This window comes from Phaeobacter sp. BS52, from assembly GCF_045040595.1.
In the GTDB taxonomy this organism is placed as follows: domain Bacteria; phylum Pseudomonadota; class Alphaproteobacteria; order Rhodobacterales; family Rhodobacteraceae; genus Phaeobacter; species Phaeobacter piscinae.
Map to the genome: position 1 here is coordinate 1,435,056 of NZ_CP090662.1, position 15,491 is coordinate 1,450,546.

Annotated in this window: 10 protein-coding genes and 5 pseudogenes; 8 read left to right on the forward strand and 7 right to left on the reverse strand. The window is 59.7% G+C overall.

All coding sequences use genetic code 11. The annotated features are described in order from the left end of the window. The first annotated feature begins 79 nt into the window (after nt 1–79). The 7 genes and pseudogenes from L0Z65_RS06970 to L0Z65_RS07000 all read left to right on the forward strand — a co-directional run bounded on the left by L0Z65_RS06970 (nt 80) and on the right by L0Z65_RS07000 (nt 7,640). A pseudogene (locus L0Z65_RS06970) lies at nt 80–1,112 on the forward strand (LacI family DNA-binding transcriptional regulator). Between the two features lie 114 nt (nt 1,113–1,226). Then, nucleotides 1,227–2,529: pseudogene (locus L0Z65_RS06975) on the forward strand (ABC transporter substrate-binding protein). 119 nt (nt 2,530–2,648) lie between these two features. Continuing rightward, nucleotides 2,649–3,515, forward strand: coding sequence for a carbohydrate ABC transporter permease (locus L0Z65_RS06980; protein WP_040178281.1), 867 nt, complete (start codon nt 2,649–2,651; stop codon nt 3,513–3,515). Between the two features lie 9 nt (nt 3,516–3,524). Beyond that, on the forward strand, nt 3,525–4,355 hold the full coding sequence (locus tag L0Z65_RS06985) for a carbohydrate ABC transporter permease (protein WP_040168761.1): 831 nt from the start codon (nt 3,525–3,527) through the stop codon (nt 4,353–4,355). An 11-nt stretch (nt 4,356–4,366) separates the two neighbouring features. After that, nucleotides 4,367–5,373: pseudogene (locus L0Z65_RS06990) on the forward strand (ABC transporter ATP-binding protein). Continuing rightward, nucleotides 5,370–6,144 (forward strand): annotated as a pseudogene (locus L0Z65_RS06995) (L-iditol 2-dehydrogenase). The pseudogenes L0Z65_RS06990 and L0Z65_RS06995 overlap by 4 nt, the downstream one beginning before the upstream one ends. Nucleotides 6,145–6,173: 29 nt before the next feature. Next, nucleotides 6,174–7,640 (forward strand): mannitol dehydrogenase family protein, encoded by a 1,467-nt coding sequence (locus tag L0Z65_RS07000; RefSeq protein ID WP_405111919.1) that lies wholly within the window; start codon nt 6,174–6,176, stop codon nt 7,638–7,640. 54 nt (nt 7,641–7,694) lie between these two features. On the opposite strand, the gene L0Z65_RS07005 is transcribed toward L0Z65_RS07000, so the two are convergent. Then, nucleotides 7,695–8,930, reverse strand: a complete 1,236-nt coding sequence (locus L0Z65_RS07005; RefSeq protein WP_405111922.1) for a cytochrome-c peroxidase — start codon at nt 8,928–8,930, stop codon at nt 7,695–7,697. A 147-nt stretch (nt 8,931–9,077) separates the two neighbouring features. Here L0Z65_RS07005 and L0Z65_RS07010 point away from each other — a divergent pair, with 147 nt between their 5' ends. Further along, nucleotides 9,078–9,539 (forward strand): tetratricopeptide repeat protein, encoded by a 462-nt coding sequence (locus L0Z65_RS07010; RefSeq protein ID WP_040104133.1) that lies wholly within the window; start codon nt 9,078–9,080, stop codon nt 9,537–9,539. Nucleotides 9,540–9,597: 58 nt separating this feature from the next. Here L0Z65_RS07010 and dctP read toward each other — a convergent pair whose 3' ends face one another. The 6 genes and pseudogenes from dctP to L0Z65_RS07040 form a co-directional block, all read right to left on the reverse strand. Further along, complete coding sequence (gene dctP / locus L0Z65_RS07015; RefSeq protein WP_040168756.1) at nt 9,598–10,656, reverse strand: TRAP transporter substrate-binding protein DctP; 1,059 nt, start codon at nt 10,654–10,656, stop codon at nt 9,598–9,600. Between the two features lie 46 nt (nt 10,657–10,702). Continuing rightward, a pseudogene (locus L0Z65_RS07020) lies at nt 10,703–12,180 on the reverse strand (TRAP transporter large permease). Further along, nucleotides 12,180–12,770 (reverse strand): TRAP transporter small permease, encoded by a 591-nt coding sequence (locus L0Z65_RS07025; RefSeq protein ID WP_102906707.1) that lies wholly within the window; start codon nt 12,768–12,770, stop codon nt 12,180–12,182. The pseudogene L0Z65_RS07020 and the gene L0Z65_RS07025 overlap by 1 nt, the downstream one beginning before the upstream one ends. 58 nt (nt 12,771–12,828) lie before the next feature. After that, the gene (locus L0Z65_RS07030; RefSeq protein WP_040178273.1) at nt 12,829–13,350 is read right to left on the reverse strand and encodes a flavin reductase family protein; all 522 of its coding nucleotides are present in this window, start codon (nt 13,348–13,350) and stop codon (nt 12,829–12,831) included. Continuing rightward, the gene (locus L0Z65_RS07035; RefSeq protein ID WP_405111926.1) at nt 13,350–14,240 is read right to left on the reverse strand and encodes an aldo/keto reductase family oxidoreductase; all 891 of its coding nucleotides are present in this window, start codon (nt 14,238–14,240) and stop codon (nt 13,350–13,352) included. Before L0Z65_RS07035 ends, L0Z65_RS07030 begins: the two co-directional genes overlap by 1 nt. Beyond that, entirely contained in the window at nt 14,240–15,394 is a 1,155-nt protein-coding gene (locus L0Z65_RS07040; RefSeq protein ID WP_405111929.1) for an LLM class flavin-dependent oxidoreductase, read from the reverse strand. The genes L0Z65_RS07035 and L0Z65_RS07040 overlap by 1 nt, the downstream gene beginning before the upstream one ends. Nucleotides 15,395–15,491: the final 97 nt, after the last annotated feature.

Here is a 15,491-nt window from a genome sequence, read left to right on the forward strand (position 1 = left end):
AACGTGACACAGTCCGCCTCCCATCTCTCCGCTCAAGGGACCGGTTTTCAGGCCGCCCGGACGACAAGGACAGCCCGCGATGAGTGATCCCAAAATCAGGAACATGGATGAATTTGCCTCGGTGAGCGGTATCTCACGACCAACGCTGTCCAAGTTCTTCAATGACCCGGACAGCGTGCGCAAATCGACCCGGGAGCGGATTGAGGAAGCGTTGGAGAAATATGACTACCGGCCAAATCTCTATGCGATGAATCAAAACCGGCGGCTGACCAAGACCATCGGCATCGTGGTTCCGAACCTCACCGATCCGTTTTTCGCCAAGATTGCGCGCCACATCGAAGATCACGTCATCGCGGCTAAGCTACCGGCCGGTGTTACTGGGATCCAATGGCACCCCGGCGCAGGAGCTGGAGAACCTCAACAACCTACGTCTGCTGAAACCGGCGGGCACGTTGCTGGCCCCGTTGGGTCGGGTCTCAGAGACGCCACAGATCCGGGAATTCTGCAACGAGGTGCCAACGGTGCTGTTTGATGCCAATCTGGACGACACCGGCGAGGCCTTCATCGGCTCCAACAACCAACAAAGCGTCACCACGATCGTCGATTATCTGTGTCGCACCGGTGACGCCCCGGCCTTTTTTGAGATGAGAACACCAACCAACCCGAATGCGGTCAAACGGCGCAATGCCTATATCTCATCAATGGCCGCGCTGGGACACCAGCCCGAACTGATCCAGGTCGACGGCGATGGCTGGGATTTCGAGGAAATCGGGTTTCGCGAGGGTACCCGGTTGCTGTCGGGGCCCCGCCCCGCGACCAATACGATCCTGTGCAGCAACGACCGCTTGGCAATCGGGCTGCTGTCGGCGGCCTATCAGCTTGGCCTGCGGGTCGGCCTTGGGGATGGCTGCGCCTTGCGGGTGGCGGGACACGATGACCACCCGTTTTCCCGCTACACCTGCCCAACGCTGACCACAGTCTCGCAGGATTACACCGCAATTGCCCGCACCAGTGCCGAAACACTGGTGGCCCGAATCGAAGGCAATGCACTGGCTGATTCCCGCCGCGAGATCCTGTTTGACGGGCGGCTGGTGATGCGGGGCTCCGCTTAAATCGCTCTGGTCATACGATTTTTCGCAAACTTTACGCGCGTTAATTTTAAATTGACGCGCGACGCCGTGCTCCGCTATCCTCTCTTGGCAACATCCAATCATGGGAGGATAAGGATGTACCTTAAGAGCGCATTGCATGCGGCAACGGCATTGACCGTATTTGCCAGCACCGCCGCCTTTGCCGAAACGATCACCATCGCCACCGTGAACAACGGCGATATGATCCGGATGCAGGGGCTGACTGATGATTTCACGGCCAAAACCGGGCATGAGGTGGAATGGGTCACCCTGGAGGAGAACGTGCTGCGGCAGCGGGTGACCACCGATATCTCTGCCAAAGGTGGCCAATTCGACATCATGACCATCGGCATGTATGAAACGCCGATCTGGGGCAAGAACGGCTGGCTGGTGCCGCTGAATGATCTGCCTGCCGACTATGATGTAGACGATATTCTGCCCGCCATGCGGGGCGGCCTGTCGCATGATGGCACGCTTTTTGCGGCGCCATTCTATGGCGAAAGCTCGATGATCATGTATCGCACCGACCTGATGGAAAAGGCCGGTCTGGAGATGCCCAGCGCCCCGACGTGGGACTTTGTTGCGGATGCTGCGCGCCAGATGACCGACAAGGACAATGAAGTCTATGGGATCTGCCTGCGCGGCAAGGCCGGTTGGGGGGAAAACGCAGCCTTCATCACGGCGATGTCCAATTCTTTTGGTGCGCGCTGGTTTGATGAGAACTGGACGCCTCAATTTGACAGTGAAGCCTGGTCGAACACGCTCAACTTCTACATTGATCTGCTGAACGACGCGGGCCCTCCGGGTGCTTCCAACAACGGGTTCAACGAAAACCTGTCGCTATTCCAGCAGGGCAAATGCGGCATGTGGATTGACGCCACCGTTGCGGCATCGTTCGTGACCAACCCCAATGACTCCACGGTTGCTGACAAGGTCGGCTTCGCGCTGGCACCGGACACCGGACTGGGCAAGCGCAGCAACTGGCTCTGGGCCTGGGCTCTCGCGATCCCTGCTCGGCACCCAGAAAGAAGCCGCCGCAAAGGAGTTTATCCAGTGGGCCACCTCGAAGGACTATATTGAGCTGGTTGCCGAGAACGAAGGCTGGGCGAATGTGCCTCCAGGTGCGCGGACATCGCTTTATGAGAATGCGAACTACAAAGACATCCCCTTCGCCAAGATGACGCTGGAGAGCATTCTGTCGGCAGATCCGAACAACCCGACGGTTGATCCGGTGCCGTATGTCGGCATCCAGTTTGCGGCCATCCCGGAGTTTGCAGGCATTGCCACCCAGGTTGGGCAGGAATTCTCTGCAGCACTCGCAGGCCAGCAGACCGCTGAAGAGGCCCTCGCCAAGGCGCAGGCTCTGGCAGCTGACGAAATGGAAGCGGCAGGTTACTGACGCCTTCCTCCCTCCCAGAGGGCGGTCACCAGTACTGACTGCCCTCTGGCTCCATCTCCCCGAACAAGCCACTATTCTGTCACGACGGCATTCGAACCCGGCGACAATGGAGATTTGCCATGGCGACCCAACATTCCCGGTCGGCAGCACGCATCATGATGGCCCCCGCAGTGATCCTGCTTCTGGGCTGGATGCTGGTTCCGCTGACGATGACGCTTTACTTTTCCTTCAAGAAATACCTGCCCCTGCGCGGTGGTGATCTGGGTTGGGTGGGCTTTGACAACTACGCCCGTTTCCTGTCCTCCAGCGCCTTCTGGCCCAGTGTTCAGGCGACATTGACCATCGTGGGCGGCGTCCTGCTCATCACCGTGATCCTCGGTGTGTTTCTTGCTCTGCTGCTCAATCAGCCGATGTGGGGACAGGGGATTGTCCGCATTCTGGTGATCGCGCCGTTTTTCGTCATGCCGACGGTCTCAGCGCTGGTCTGGAAGAATATGTTCATGGATCCGGTGAATGGCCTCTTTGCCCACTTGTGGAAAGCCTTTGGCGCGACCCCTGTGTCTTGGCTGTCTGAGGCGTCGCTGCAATCCATCATCCTGATTGTCAGCTGGCAGTGGCTGCCCTTTGCAACGCTGATCCTGCTGACCGCCATTCAGTCGCTGGACAGTGAGCAGTTGGAAGCCGCTGAGATGGACGGCGCGCCGCCGGTGGCTCGCTTTGGCTACATCACCCTGCCTCACCTTAGCCGTGCCATCACCGTGGTGGTTCTGATCCAGACCATTTTCCTGCTGTCGATCTTTGCCGAGATCTTCGTCACCACCCAGGGCTCCTTTGGCACCAAGACGCTCACCTACCTGATCTATCAACGCGTTCTGGAAAGCCAGAACGTCGGGTTGGGCTCCGCCGGTGGTGTCTACGCCATCATCCTCGCCAATATCGTTGCCATCTTCCTGATGCGCATCGTTGGCAAGAACCTGGACGCATAGGAGGCCACCATGGCACGAGCCGTTACACCAAGACGCAAAGCCATCAATACGGCGCTGGCCTGGGCTGTCGGGTTGCTGATCTTCTTTCCCATCCTCTGGACCATTCTCACCAGTTTCAAGACCGAGGCACAGGCCATCAGTGACCCACCCGTCTTCCTGTTCTTTGACTGGACATTGGAAAACTACAGCGTTGTGCAGGAACGCTCCGACTATATGCGGTTCTTGTGGAACTCAGTGATCATCGCCGGTGGCTCGACCATTCTTGGCATTGTCATCGCAGTGCCCGCTGCCTGGTCGATGGCATTTGTGCCGTCGAAACGCACCAAGGATATCCTGCTGTGGATGCTGTCGACCAAGATGCTGCCAGCGGTCGGCGTCCTCTACCCGATCTACATCCTGTTCATCAAAATGGGGCTACTGGACAATCGCTTCGGTCTGGTCGTGGTGCTGATGCTGATCAACCTGCCGATCATCGTCTGGATGCTTTACACCTACTTCAAGGAAATCCCCGGTGAGATCCTTGAGGCGGCGCGTATGGATGGTGCCACGCTGAAGGAAGAAATCCTCTATGTGCTGACACCGATGGCCATCCCCGGAATCGCCTCCACCCTCCTGTTGAACATCATTCTGGCCTGGAACGAAGCCTTCTGGACGCTGAACCTGACCGCCGCCAAGGCCGCACCGCTGACCGCGTTCATCGCCAGCTATTCCAGCCCCGAAGGCCTGTTCTACGCCAAGCTGTCGGCAGCTTCGACAATGGCCATCGCGCCGATCCTCATCCTTGGCTGGTTCAGCCAGAAACAACTTGTCAGCGGCCTGACCTTCGGCGCCGTGAAATAAGGAAGACATCCATGGGACAGATCAAACTTGAAAGCGTGACCAAGAATTTTGGCCCCGTTGAGGTCATCCCGCCGCTGGACCTGACCATTAAAGACGGCGAATTCACCGTTTTTGTCGGCCCGTCCGGTTGTGGCAAATCAACACTGCTGCGGCTGATTGCGGGTCTGGAAGATATCACCTCCGGCACCATCCGCATCGACGGTGAGGATGCAACCGACATCCCCCCGGCGAAACGCGGACTGGCGATGGTGTTTCAGTCCTACGCGCTTTATCCGCACATGTCGGTGCGCAAGAACATCGCCTTTCCAATGAAGATGGCGGGCATCCCCGCGGATGAGCAAAAACGACGGATTGATAACGCCGCTGCGGCGCTGAACCTTACCGACTACCTTGATCGCCGTCCGGGACAGCTGTCGGGTGGTCAGCGTCAGCGGGTCGCCATCGGCCGGGCGATTGTGCGTGAGCTGAGCGGCGTTCCTGTTTGATGAGCCGCTTTCCAATCTGGATGCCGCCCTGCGCGTTGGCATGCGGTTGGAAATCTCAGAACTGCACAAACGCCTTGCCACCACCATGATCTACGTGACCCATGATCAGGTTGAGGCGATGACCATGGCGGACAAGATCGTTGTCTTGCAGGCTGGCGTGATCGAACAGGTCGGCAGCCCGATGGAACTGTATCGCGCGCCGCGCAATGTATTTGTCGCTCGGCTTCATCGGATCGCCGAAGATGAACCTTCTGACCGGTCCGCAGGCTGCGCAGCACAACGCAGCCACCATTGGCATCCGGCCCGAACATCTCAGCATCTCAGAAACGGAGGGGATCTGGGCGGGAACCATTGGTGTCTCCGAGCATCTGGGATCAGACACATTTTTCCACGTACAATGTGACGCCTTTGACGACCCGCTTACCGTGCGGGCCAGCGGAGAGCTGGATCTGGGCTACGGCGCGCGGGTGTTTCTGACACCGGACATGACGCATCTGCACCGCTTTGGCCCTGATGGGTTGCGGCTCGAATGAAACGTCTCAGCGGAAAACGCGCCCTGATCACGGGTGCTGCCCGTGGCATCGGGGCGGCCTTTGCCGAAGCCTATGTGGATGAGGGCGCGCGGGTGATCATCGCCGATATTGATGTTGCGCGTGCAGAGGCAACTGCGGCGCTAATCGGCGCGGCGGCGATGGCCATAGAGCTGGATGTCACCGATCAGACCAGCATTGACCGCGCCCTTTCCCGCACCGTTGAGTGCTTCGGCGGCCTCGACATTCTGATCAACAACGCTGCTATGTTCACGGCAGCACCGCTCGTGGAGGTCACCCGAGAGGCCTACCAGCGCACCTTTGACATCAATGTTTCCGGCACGCTGTTCATGATGCAAGCAGCGGCAGAACAGATGATCACGCAGGGCACCGGCGGCAAGATTATCAACATGGCCAGCCAGGCTTAGCCGTCGGGGTGAACCGCTGGTGTCCGTCTACTGCGCAACGAAGGCGGCGGTGATCAGCCTCACGCAATCTGCCGGGCTGAACCTGATCCCACATGGCATCAATGTGAACGCCATCGCCCCCGGTGTCGTCGATGGCGAACATTGGGACGGCGTCGATGCCTTCTTTGCCAAATACGAGCGCAAGCCCCCGGGCCAGAAAAAAGCCGAGGTGGCGCAATCTGTTCCCTACGGGCGGATGGGCACCGCAGCAGATCTGACCGGAATGGCCGTCTTTCTGGCCAGCGACGACGCCAATTACATCGTGGCACAGACTTACAACGTCGATGGCGGCCAATGGATGAGCTGATGCAAGAAGACAGGTGGGAGGCAGCAGCCATGAAACTCTCGAATGATACATTGAGCCAACTGCCGCAAACGATTGGTCGCCCCAGTTATGACCGCGCCGAAATCAGCCCTGGCATCGTCCATATCGGACTTGGCAATTTCCACCGCGCGCATCAGGCCTGGTATCTGCATGCCTTGATGCAGCGGGGCTTGGCGATGGATTGGGGCATCATCGGGGCTGGCGTCCGTGCGGCCGATGCAGGAATGCGGGACCGCTTGCTGGCGCAGGATTGTCTGACAACACTGATCGAACTGGATCCGACCGGCCGGTCCGCCGAGGTGATCGGACCGATGATCGATTTCCTGCCGGTGGAGGATGACAATGCCAGCCTGATCCGCTGCATGGCAGGCGCCGCCATCCGTATCGTTGCGCTGACTGTGACCGAGGGGGGCTATTATCAGGACGCACAGCGCGACGGGCTGGACCTGAGCCATGATGATCTCCAGCATGACATTGCTCGACCTGACCGGCCACGCACCGTGTTTGGTGCCATAGTCGCGGCGCTACGCCTGCGCCGGGGTCGGGGTCTGCCTGCCTTCACTGTGCAAAGCTGCGACAACCTGCAAGGCAATGGTCAGATTACCCGCGCTGCAGTTGTAACACTGGCGCAGCAGACCGATCCGGAACTTGCTGCATGGATTGATCAAACCGGGGCCTTTCCGAGTTCCATGGTGGATTGCATTGTGCCCGCCACCGGTCCTGCTGAGATTGCTCTGGCCCAAAGCTACGGGATTGAGGACAGCGCCCCCGTGACGCATGAGAACTATCGGCATTGGGTCATCGAGGATGAATTCTGCACCGGGCGCCCTCCTTGGGATCTGGCGGGGGCCATCTTCACCGACGATGTTCACGGCTACGAAAGCATGAAAATCCGCGTGCTAAATGCGGGCCATCAGGTGCTGGCCAACGCAGGTGAACTGCTGTCGATCGCAACCATCGCCGACTGTATGAAAGATCCCTTGCTGGCGGCTTTCTTCCGCAAGGTTCAGACGGCGGAAATTCTACCGCATGTGACGGCAGTACCCGAGATGGCGCCGGAGGATTACCTGACCCTGATTGAGGCGCGCTTCTCCAATCCGGAAATCCGCGACACCACCCGGCGTGTCGCCTATGACGGCACATCGCGCCATCCGGGGTTCGTACTGCCAATCCTGCGCGATGCTGTGCGAAGCAAGGGTGCAATTGACGGGCTTTGCCTGGTGGAGGCGCTCTGGGCGCAGATGTGCACCGGGCAGCGGGAGGATCGCAGCGAGATCGCGCCAAACGACCCCGATTGGGAGGCCCGCAATTCCGCAGCGGAGCACGCGCAGCAAACCCCTGAGGCTTGGTTGCAGCAAAGCCAGATCTACGGCGATCTATCAGAGCAGAAAGACGTGGTCGCGCGGTTTTCTTACTGGCTGTCGATGATCCGGGCGCAGGGTTGCCGCGCGGCGCTTCGAGAATATTTAGGGCACTGACAGTCCTATTTCGCCGCATGGGCGGCGCGCGCGGAATCGCGGCTCATCCAATGTTCAGCGCTTTGCCCCGTCGACCGGCAGGCCACTGGGAACTGTGGGAGGAACGAGCGAGGCCCGCGCGCGTGCTTTTTCGCCGGTAAGCGCAGTGAGAAAAGCGACCAGCGCCGCGATATCCTGATCGCTCAGGTCCTCACGCAGATAGATGTCGCGGGCCCGCGCCTGACGCGCCATCTCGAAACGGTCCTGCTGCACCACAAAATCGGTGGCGGCCAGCCACGGCACCTCCGGCAGTTTCAGATCCTGCGGCGACCACGCTGCACGGCTAGCAGCAGGGTCAAGATGGTGCCGGATCATCCGCTCCAGCGTCGGAAACGCCCCGTTGTGGCCATATGGCCCGGTCAGTTCCACATTCCGCAACATAGGCGTGCGGAACCGGTAGGCGTCTGCCATATCATCGCTTTCTACCATACGTCCGACATCGCGCGCATAGGGGTCAAACCGACGCGCCCGCCCGGGTCCAAAAGCAGGCAAGCCAAGCGCATAAAACCGCTGATCCGAAAACAGCGCGCCTGCATGGCAGCCGCTGCATCCAGCAGAGCCAAAGAACAGATCCGCCCCGGCTTTCTGTCGCGCGGTCAGCGCCGTGTCATCCCCTGCCAGATAGGCATCAAACGGGCTGTCAATCGAGGTAAAATCCTGCACCATGAATTGGGCCAGCGCCTCTGCAATGTCGGTGGTTTTCACATCCTCGGGCGCGGCAATATGGTCGAAGGCAGCAACGAACCCCTCCCCATAAGCCGCCACTCCGCGCACCCGTTTTGCGATGATGGGCCAGGCCAGATCAATCCGGTCGCGGGTGGCGCCTATCACCTCATTCTCGCCGACATTCCCAGCCATTTCGACGCTGGAGGTCATGGGGAACAAGGCCTGCGCAGCCAGCAGTGATTGCAGCCCTTTCGGCAACCATTCCTCCGCCGGGGTGTTGAAACCATTGCCATAGATGGGATCTGCGCTGATCCGCCCGTCATGCATCAACACGCGGATGGATGTCGCGCCAAGGTTCCACAGGGCCGGGGCATTGCGCGGCACACGTTTCTGCACCCGGTTTGCGCCACTACCGGACAGACGCGCAGGCCCCAGCCCCTCCGCCCCCTCGCCCAATCCCAGTGACAACCCATCGGAGGTGCCGTGGCGCGGATGATGACAGGTGCCGCAGCTGATATTTCTGTTCCCTGACAGGATCTTGTCATAAAATAGCAATCGCCCCAGTTCCGCCTTCGCCGGATCCACGGGCAAAAAATCACCCGGTCCAAGAGATGGCGGCAGCTGCGGTTCCTTTGCCGGGGCCGCACGGGTACAAAGGCCAACGGTCAGCACGACACAGGAGAGCACATGCGCAAGAGATGGAAACCGGTTCTGGTCGCGGCGGCGCTGTTTATGACCAGCCTGACGATGACTGCGCCTCTGCCAGCCTGGGCTGAAATCGAGCAGGCCCGCGATCTGATGGAGGCCGGGCAGTTTGCGGCGGCGCATGATGCGCTTTGGCCAGCGGCGCGATCCGGCAATGCCGATGCGGAAGAGTTGATCGGCGTGATGTACGCCATGGGGCTGGGCGTTGAGCAAGACGATGTCCGGGCCTTTGAATGGTACCTGCGCAGTGCCATGAAGGGGCATCCGGGCGCCCAATCCGGAATTGGCTGGTACTATGAAATCGGCCGTGGGATGCCCGCCCCGGATCTGGTGCGCGCCTATATGTGGTACACGCTGTCGGCCATCGGCGGCGACCCCGATGCGGCCATCAGTCTGGAAGAAGTGGTCAAGAAGATGACCCCGGCAGAGATCGATAAGGCGCATGTTCTAGTCGAGGATTACAAGGTCTGGATGTACCCGTTTCGCTAACCAACGGGGCGGCGGCGCGAGGGGATCCCGCGCCGCGCTTTGATATCTCAGGATGAGGTCAGTTCAGATCTGCTGCGCGCGCCGCATTGACGTCGGCTTCTGCCTCGGCCACGGCCTCCGTCAATGCAGTGAAGATTTCATCACCACGGGTCACATTGGATTTGAACCAGTCGTAAACCGGCTCGGCGGCGGATTTGAACGCCGCCTTCTGATCCGGTGTGGGCACATAGAGATCGCCGCCACCCGCGACAAAATCCTCATAGGCCTGGATCGACTTGCGCTTGGGCGAAGCAAACGTCGCTTGCTGCAGCGCATAGAACCCGTCCACGACGACCTGACGCATGTCCTCCGGCATATCCATAAAGGTCTTGTTCGACATCCACCACAGCGCGCCCATGTAGGCGTGACCATCCAGCGTCACATATTGCAGGCCTGCATCCGGGAACTTCATGCCCATGATATCGGTGATGCCGTTTTTGGAGCCTTCCACCACCCCGGTCTGGAACGAGGTGAACAGCTCAGGCCATGGGATCGGTGTCGGCGCGGCCCCCAGCGCTTTCACCAGTTCCTGCGGCAGATCTGCAACCACGGTACGGATCTTCAGGCCTTCCATGTCGGCGGGTTCCGCCACCCGCCGCTTGGTATTCGCAAAGTTCCGCCAGCCGCCGGTGTTGCCGATGGTCATCAGACGGATCGCATCGCCGGAATCCTCCAGCGCCATCTGGCGCATGGCACGGGTAAAGTCACCCGAAAGCACATGTTCGGCGATCCGGTCGTCGGCCATCAGATAGGGCAGATCGAGCACCTGCACATAGGGAAACAGCCCCGACGCGCCACCGGAGGTGGAGATATAGACGTCAATCGAGCCGTCGGCGACACCCTGCAGGCATTCTGCCCCATTGGAGCAAAGCTGGGTGCCGATGAACAGCTCAACCTCAATGGCGCCGTTGGACGCCGCCTCGACGTAGTTCTTGAACACCACCAAACCGTCGTAGTCTTCATCATTCTCGTTGGAATTCGCTGTCGCGCGGATCTTGTAATCCGCGGCATAGGCCGACAGGGCTGTGCCAGCCATCAGAGCCGACAGGGCCACTGTTTTCACCATTGTCCTGAGCATTCGTTTCTCCTCCTGTTGCTCTTTTATTCTGGGTATTTGGTTGTCCTCAGTTCAGAAACCCGGTCAAACGCGGAATGGTCAGCGAAATGGCTCAGCACGAAGGTGATCAGAAAGATCACCGCTATTTCGATCGCCAGAAACGGCAGGATGGCCTTGGCGATGGTGGTGACACGCTCCTGCGAGACGGCAGCGGCCACAAACAGCACCAGCCCCATCGGCGGGGTTGCAAGGCCGACCGTCAGGTTCACACACATGATGATGGCGAAATGCACGGATTCAACGCCAAGATCGGTGAACACCGGACCAAGGATCGGGCCAAGGATGATGATCGCCGGTCCCGCATCCAGAAACATGCCGACGACAAACAGCAGCAGATTGATCAGGAACAGCAGGATCAGCGGATTTTCCGACAGTGTCAGAATGAAATCGGCCAGTTGCTCCGGCGCGTGGCTAAGGCTGACGACGGTCTTGAACGACATCGCGGCGCCCACCAGCAGCAACACGACAGCCGACGTGATCCCTGCGCGCGAAAACACCTGCGGCAAGTCTGCCAGCCGCATTGATCCCAGCACCAGAAAACTGATCAGCAGCGCATAGGCGACCGCCACGGCGGCGGCCTCGGTCGGGGTGAAAACACCTGCCAGAATGCCGCCAAGGATCAGAACAGGCGTTTGCAATGGCACCACGGCCCGTTTGCAGATGGTGCGAAACGCCGGGCTGACAAACGCGGCGCAGCCCCAACATCAAGCCATGGGCAAACAGCATCGCCCCAAGGAAGGCAAGCCATTTCTTCTGCGCCCCTGCCCCCTCGGCCAAGGGCACAAACTGCGCCAGTAGCAGACCAAGGTTCAGCCGCACCAGCCCGAAGGAGAACCACCGCTCCATCGCGCCTATCTCAACACTGTCGAAGACCACCCGCCGCGCGGCTGGCAGCTCGTACCGATCAGCCATGGCGCGGACCATGATCATCAGGCCGACGCCCACCAGGACGCCCGGCACGATCCCAGCGAGGAACAATGCGGCGACGCTTTCACCCATCACATAGGCATAGATGATCATAATGCCCGAGGGTGGAATGATCGGCCCAATCACGGAGCTGGCAGCGGTCACCGCCGCCGCGAATTTCCGGCTGTACCCCTCGCGCTCCATCGCCGGGATCAGCATGGAACCCAGCGCCGATGTATCCGCGACGGCAGAACCAGAGAGGCCCGCAAAAAGGATGGAGGACAGGATGTTCACCTGCGCCAGCCCGCCGCGCAGGTGCCCCATCAGGGCCTGCGAAAACTCGACCAGCCGAACGGTGATCCCGCCCCGGTTCATCAGCTCCCCCGCGAGCATGAAGAACGGAATTGCCATCAGGGGAAAGCTGTCCATCCCGTTATAAAGATTGCGATACAGCAGCGTCAGATCGCGCTCTTGTCCGTTCAACCACAACAGCGCGCCGGGGGCTGCCAACAGGCAGAAAAACACCGGCAAGCCAATCAGAAGAAGGAACAGGAACAGCGGCAGGAACCAGATCAACATCACTCCGCCCCTCCGATGCTCAGCCCCGGACGCTCCGGCAGGCGATCTCCCTGGCCAAACAATCGCACGATGCGTTCGAGGATCAGTTCGATATTGACCAGGATCAGCAGTCCAATCCCCACCAGCAATGACAGCATCATCCAGCTGCGCGGCACCCGGAACCAACTGTCAAACCCCAGCGATGTCGGCAGGTAGAGCGAGGCTGTGGCAAAGCGCCCGCCAAGCCCTGTGACCTCCTTGTAGCCGATCTGGAGCCCCACGATCAGCACGGTCAGGCCAATCATCAGAAGCATCAGTTGCAAAAGATGAAACAGCCAGCCGCGCAGCAGGGAATCGACAACATCAATCGCGACAAAACCGCCACTGCGCAGCGCCGTGGGGGCCATCAGGCCTGTCATCCACAACATGCAGAACCGCGCCGCTTCGTCCGGCCAGGGCAAGGCGCTGCCCAGAACATAGCGAAAGAACACTTGGATAAGGATCGCCAGAACCATCAGGCCAATGGCAAAAACGCCCACCCAACGACCGACCGCAAGCAGGCCGGTGTTGAGCGGGCGCAGTATATTCAGGACAGATAAAACTGCCGTCATCGCGTCTCTCTCCTCCCCTTGTGCCGCGCCGACCTCCCTCGGAGCGGGCAACCGGCCGCTAACTTGAGGCGGCGATCTGGCCCATCTGACCTTTGTAGAATGTCAGTGCATCCCCTTCTTCGCGCATGGTGGCGCGGTCCACATGTCCCAGCACGATGGCGTGGTCCCCTCCGTCATGGATGGCTGAGCGGGTGCATTCGAAACGCGCCAGACAGTTCTCCAGAAGCGGCACACCGTGCTCGTTCTGCGCAAGCTGCAAATGGTTCAGCCCAAAAGCATCTTTTGCGACCTGCCAACACAGATCATCCTGATCCGCCGCCAACACATGGATGGCGTAGTGGCGGGCCTCTTCAAAATAGGGAAAGCGGCGCGAGTGACGGTCTGGCGACCACAGCACCAGTGGCGGCGTCAGCGAAACCGAAGTAAAACTATTGGCGGTGATCGCCACCACCCCCTGCTCGGAGGCTGCCGTGACAATGGTCACGCCCGTCGCAAAGCGGCCAAAGGCATCGCGCAGCAGCCGGGTATTGTCAGCCGCCGGGACGAAGCTGCGTTTGCCCTGCCCTGCATGCGCGGACATCATGCGACCTCCCGGCCCAGTGCCGCCTCATACAATTCAAACCACGTCGGGCGATCCAGCTCGACTTTCAGCGCGTCGGAGGCCTGCTTGATCCGCTCCAGATTGTTCGTCCCCAGCACCGGCAGGATTTGCGCCGGGTGCCGCAGCAGGAAGGCTATAGCAACCGCGGCGCGGTCAACACCCTGCGCCTGCGCAATTGCGTCCAGCCGTTCGGCCAATTGACCGCTACCGGTCATTAAGCCTCCGCCGCCAAGCGGCGACCAGGCCATCAGCGGATGGCCCTGTCGCTGATGAAAGGCCAGATCGCCATTGGTGAAAGGAGTGACCTCAGAAAGCGAAATCTCAATCTGATTGGTGGCCAGCGGTGTTTTCATGGCAGATTGCAGCAGTTCCCAATCCCAGGGGCGGAAATTCGACACACCCACGGCGCGCAGCTTCCCTGCGGCGACCAGCTCATCCAGTACCGCGCCGGTTTCGATATGATCCATCAGCGGATCCGGGCGGTGGATCAACAGCAGGTCGATGTGGTCGATGCCCATCTCCGACAGCGAGGTTTCCACTGACTGGGTAATATGCGTGGCCGAGGTGTCGTAGTGTTTGACCGTCGCATCGGCATAGCGACCGACCGGGGCCACGATATCGCATTTGGTCACGATCTCCATCTGATCCCGCAGTGCCGGATTGCCCTTCAGCGCCTGCCCCAAAATCCCCTCAGCCGTGTACCCGCCATAGATATCCGCCTGATCAAAGGTGGTGATGCCCTGTGCCAGACAGGCCTCAATCTTGGCCTCGACATGGGTGGATGAGGTGTCGCTGTCATCGCCCAGGCGCCACATGCCATAGACCAGACGGCTGAAATCCAGCCCTTCTGCGATCTTGATCCGTTCCATCAACGACGTTCTCCATTCCCTAAGGGTGTTGCCGGGGTCGATTGCGGCACCCGGCCATATTCATCCGGCAGCGAGCAGGTTTTCAGATGTGGCATCACCCGCGCCCCGAAATGCCGCGCTTCCTCCAGATGCGGATAGCCGGACAGAACAAAGGCGCGGATACCCATTTTTTGATAGGCTTCTAGCTTGGACATCACCTGATCCGTCGACCCAACCAGAGCCGCCCCACAACCAGACCGCGCACGTCCCACTCCTGTCCAGAGGTTTGGCTCGATAAAGCCGAATTCATCTGCGATATCCCGGTTCTTTGCCTGATGCGCGACACCGAGCGAGGTGGCATCCAGCGCCCGGTCTCGGATGGCCTTACCCTGCGCATCATCCAGTTTTGAGACAATATAATCAGCGTATTCATAGGCTTCGGCCTCGGTGTCGCGCACGATGACATGCACCCGCAGCCCGTAATCCAGCGTGCGGCCATAGGTTTCCGCTACACTATGCACGGCCTTCATACGACCCGCGAGCTCTTCCATCTTTTCCGGCCACATCAGATAAACGTCACAATGTTCACCGCACAGCTCCAGCGCCGACGGAGAGTAACCACCGAAATACAACAGCGGCCCGCCGGTCTGATAGGGCTTGGCCGGATCGGTTGTGAGTCCCTCGAACTGATAAACCTCGCCGGTGTGATTGATCTCATCGCGGGTCCAGGCTTGTTTCAGGATCTCCACCACCTCGCGCGATCTCTGATATCGGAACGCGCTGTCCGCTTTCTCGCCTGGAAAATCGGAAGAGATGATATTCACTGTCAGCCGCCCCTCCAGCATATGGTCCAGCGTCGCAAGAGTGCGCGCCAGCATGATCGGCTGCATCTCACCGCAGCGCACCGCTGCCAGCATATTGATCCTGTCAGTAATCGGCGCGCAGCCCGCCACAAAGCTGAGAGTGTCCTGCCCCACCTGATAGGACGACGGGCACAGTATATTGCGAAACCCCTGTGCCTCGGCCTCTTTTACGATGTCCGAGCAATGCGCCCAGGATGACCGCAGATCCCCGTCTGGCACCCCAAGGAACTGGTAGTCGTCGGAGCAGAGCGCGGCGAACCAGGACACTTCAACCGCATCAAGATCCGCAGATGTTACTGGAACAACGCTCATCACCCTCTCCCTCGCGCTTTGCAACTTAACTCTTGCATAACCCGCGCCTTGATGTAGATCAATGGTGTATCAATTTTTTCCGCATCGTGACGATTGG

What these genes read in the sequence shown, in the direction of transcription:
- L0Z65_RS07040 (WP_405111929.1), bottom strand. Translation starts at nt 15,394, where the DNA reads ATGAGCGTTGTTCCAGTAACATCTGCGGATCTTGATGCGGTTGAAGTG.
- L0Z65_RS06980 (WP_040178281.1), top strand. Translation starts at nt 2,649, where the DNA reads ATGGCGACCCAACATTCCCGGTCGGCAGCACGCATCATGATGGCCCCC.
- dctP (WP_040168756.1), bottom strand. Translation starts at nt 10,656, where the DNA reads ATGCTCAGGACAATGGTGAAAACAGTGGCCCTGTCGGCTCTGATGGCT.
- L0Z65_RS07035 (WP_405111926.1), bottom strand. Translation starts at nt 14,240, where the DNA reads ATGGAACGGATCAAGATCGCAGAAGGGCTGGATTTCAGCCGTCTGGTC.
- L0Z65_RS07030 (WP_040178273.1), bottom strand. Translation starts at nt 13,350, where the DNA reads ATGTCCGCGCATGCAGGGCAGGGCAAACGCAGCTTCGTCCCGGCGGCT.
- L0Z65_RS07000 (WP_405111919.1), top strand. Translation starts at nt 6,174, where the DNA reads ATGAAACTCTCGAATGATACATTGAGCCAACTGCCGCAAACGATTGGT.
- L0Z65_RS07010 (WP_040104133.1), top strand. Translation starts at nt 9,078, where the DNA reads ATGACCAGCCTGACGATGACTGCGCCTCTGCCAGCCTGGGCTGAAATC.
- L0Z65_RS06985 (WP_040168761.1), top strand. Translation starts at nt 3,525, where the DNA reads ATGGCACGAGCCGTTACACCAAGACGCAAAGCCATCAATACGGCGCTG.
- L0Z65_RS07025 (WP_102906707.1), bottom strand. Translation starts at nt 12,770, where the DNA reads ATGACGGCAGTTTTATCTGTCCTGAATATACTGCGCCCGCTCAACACC.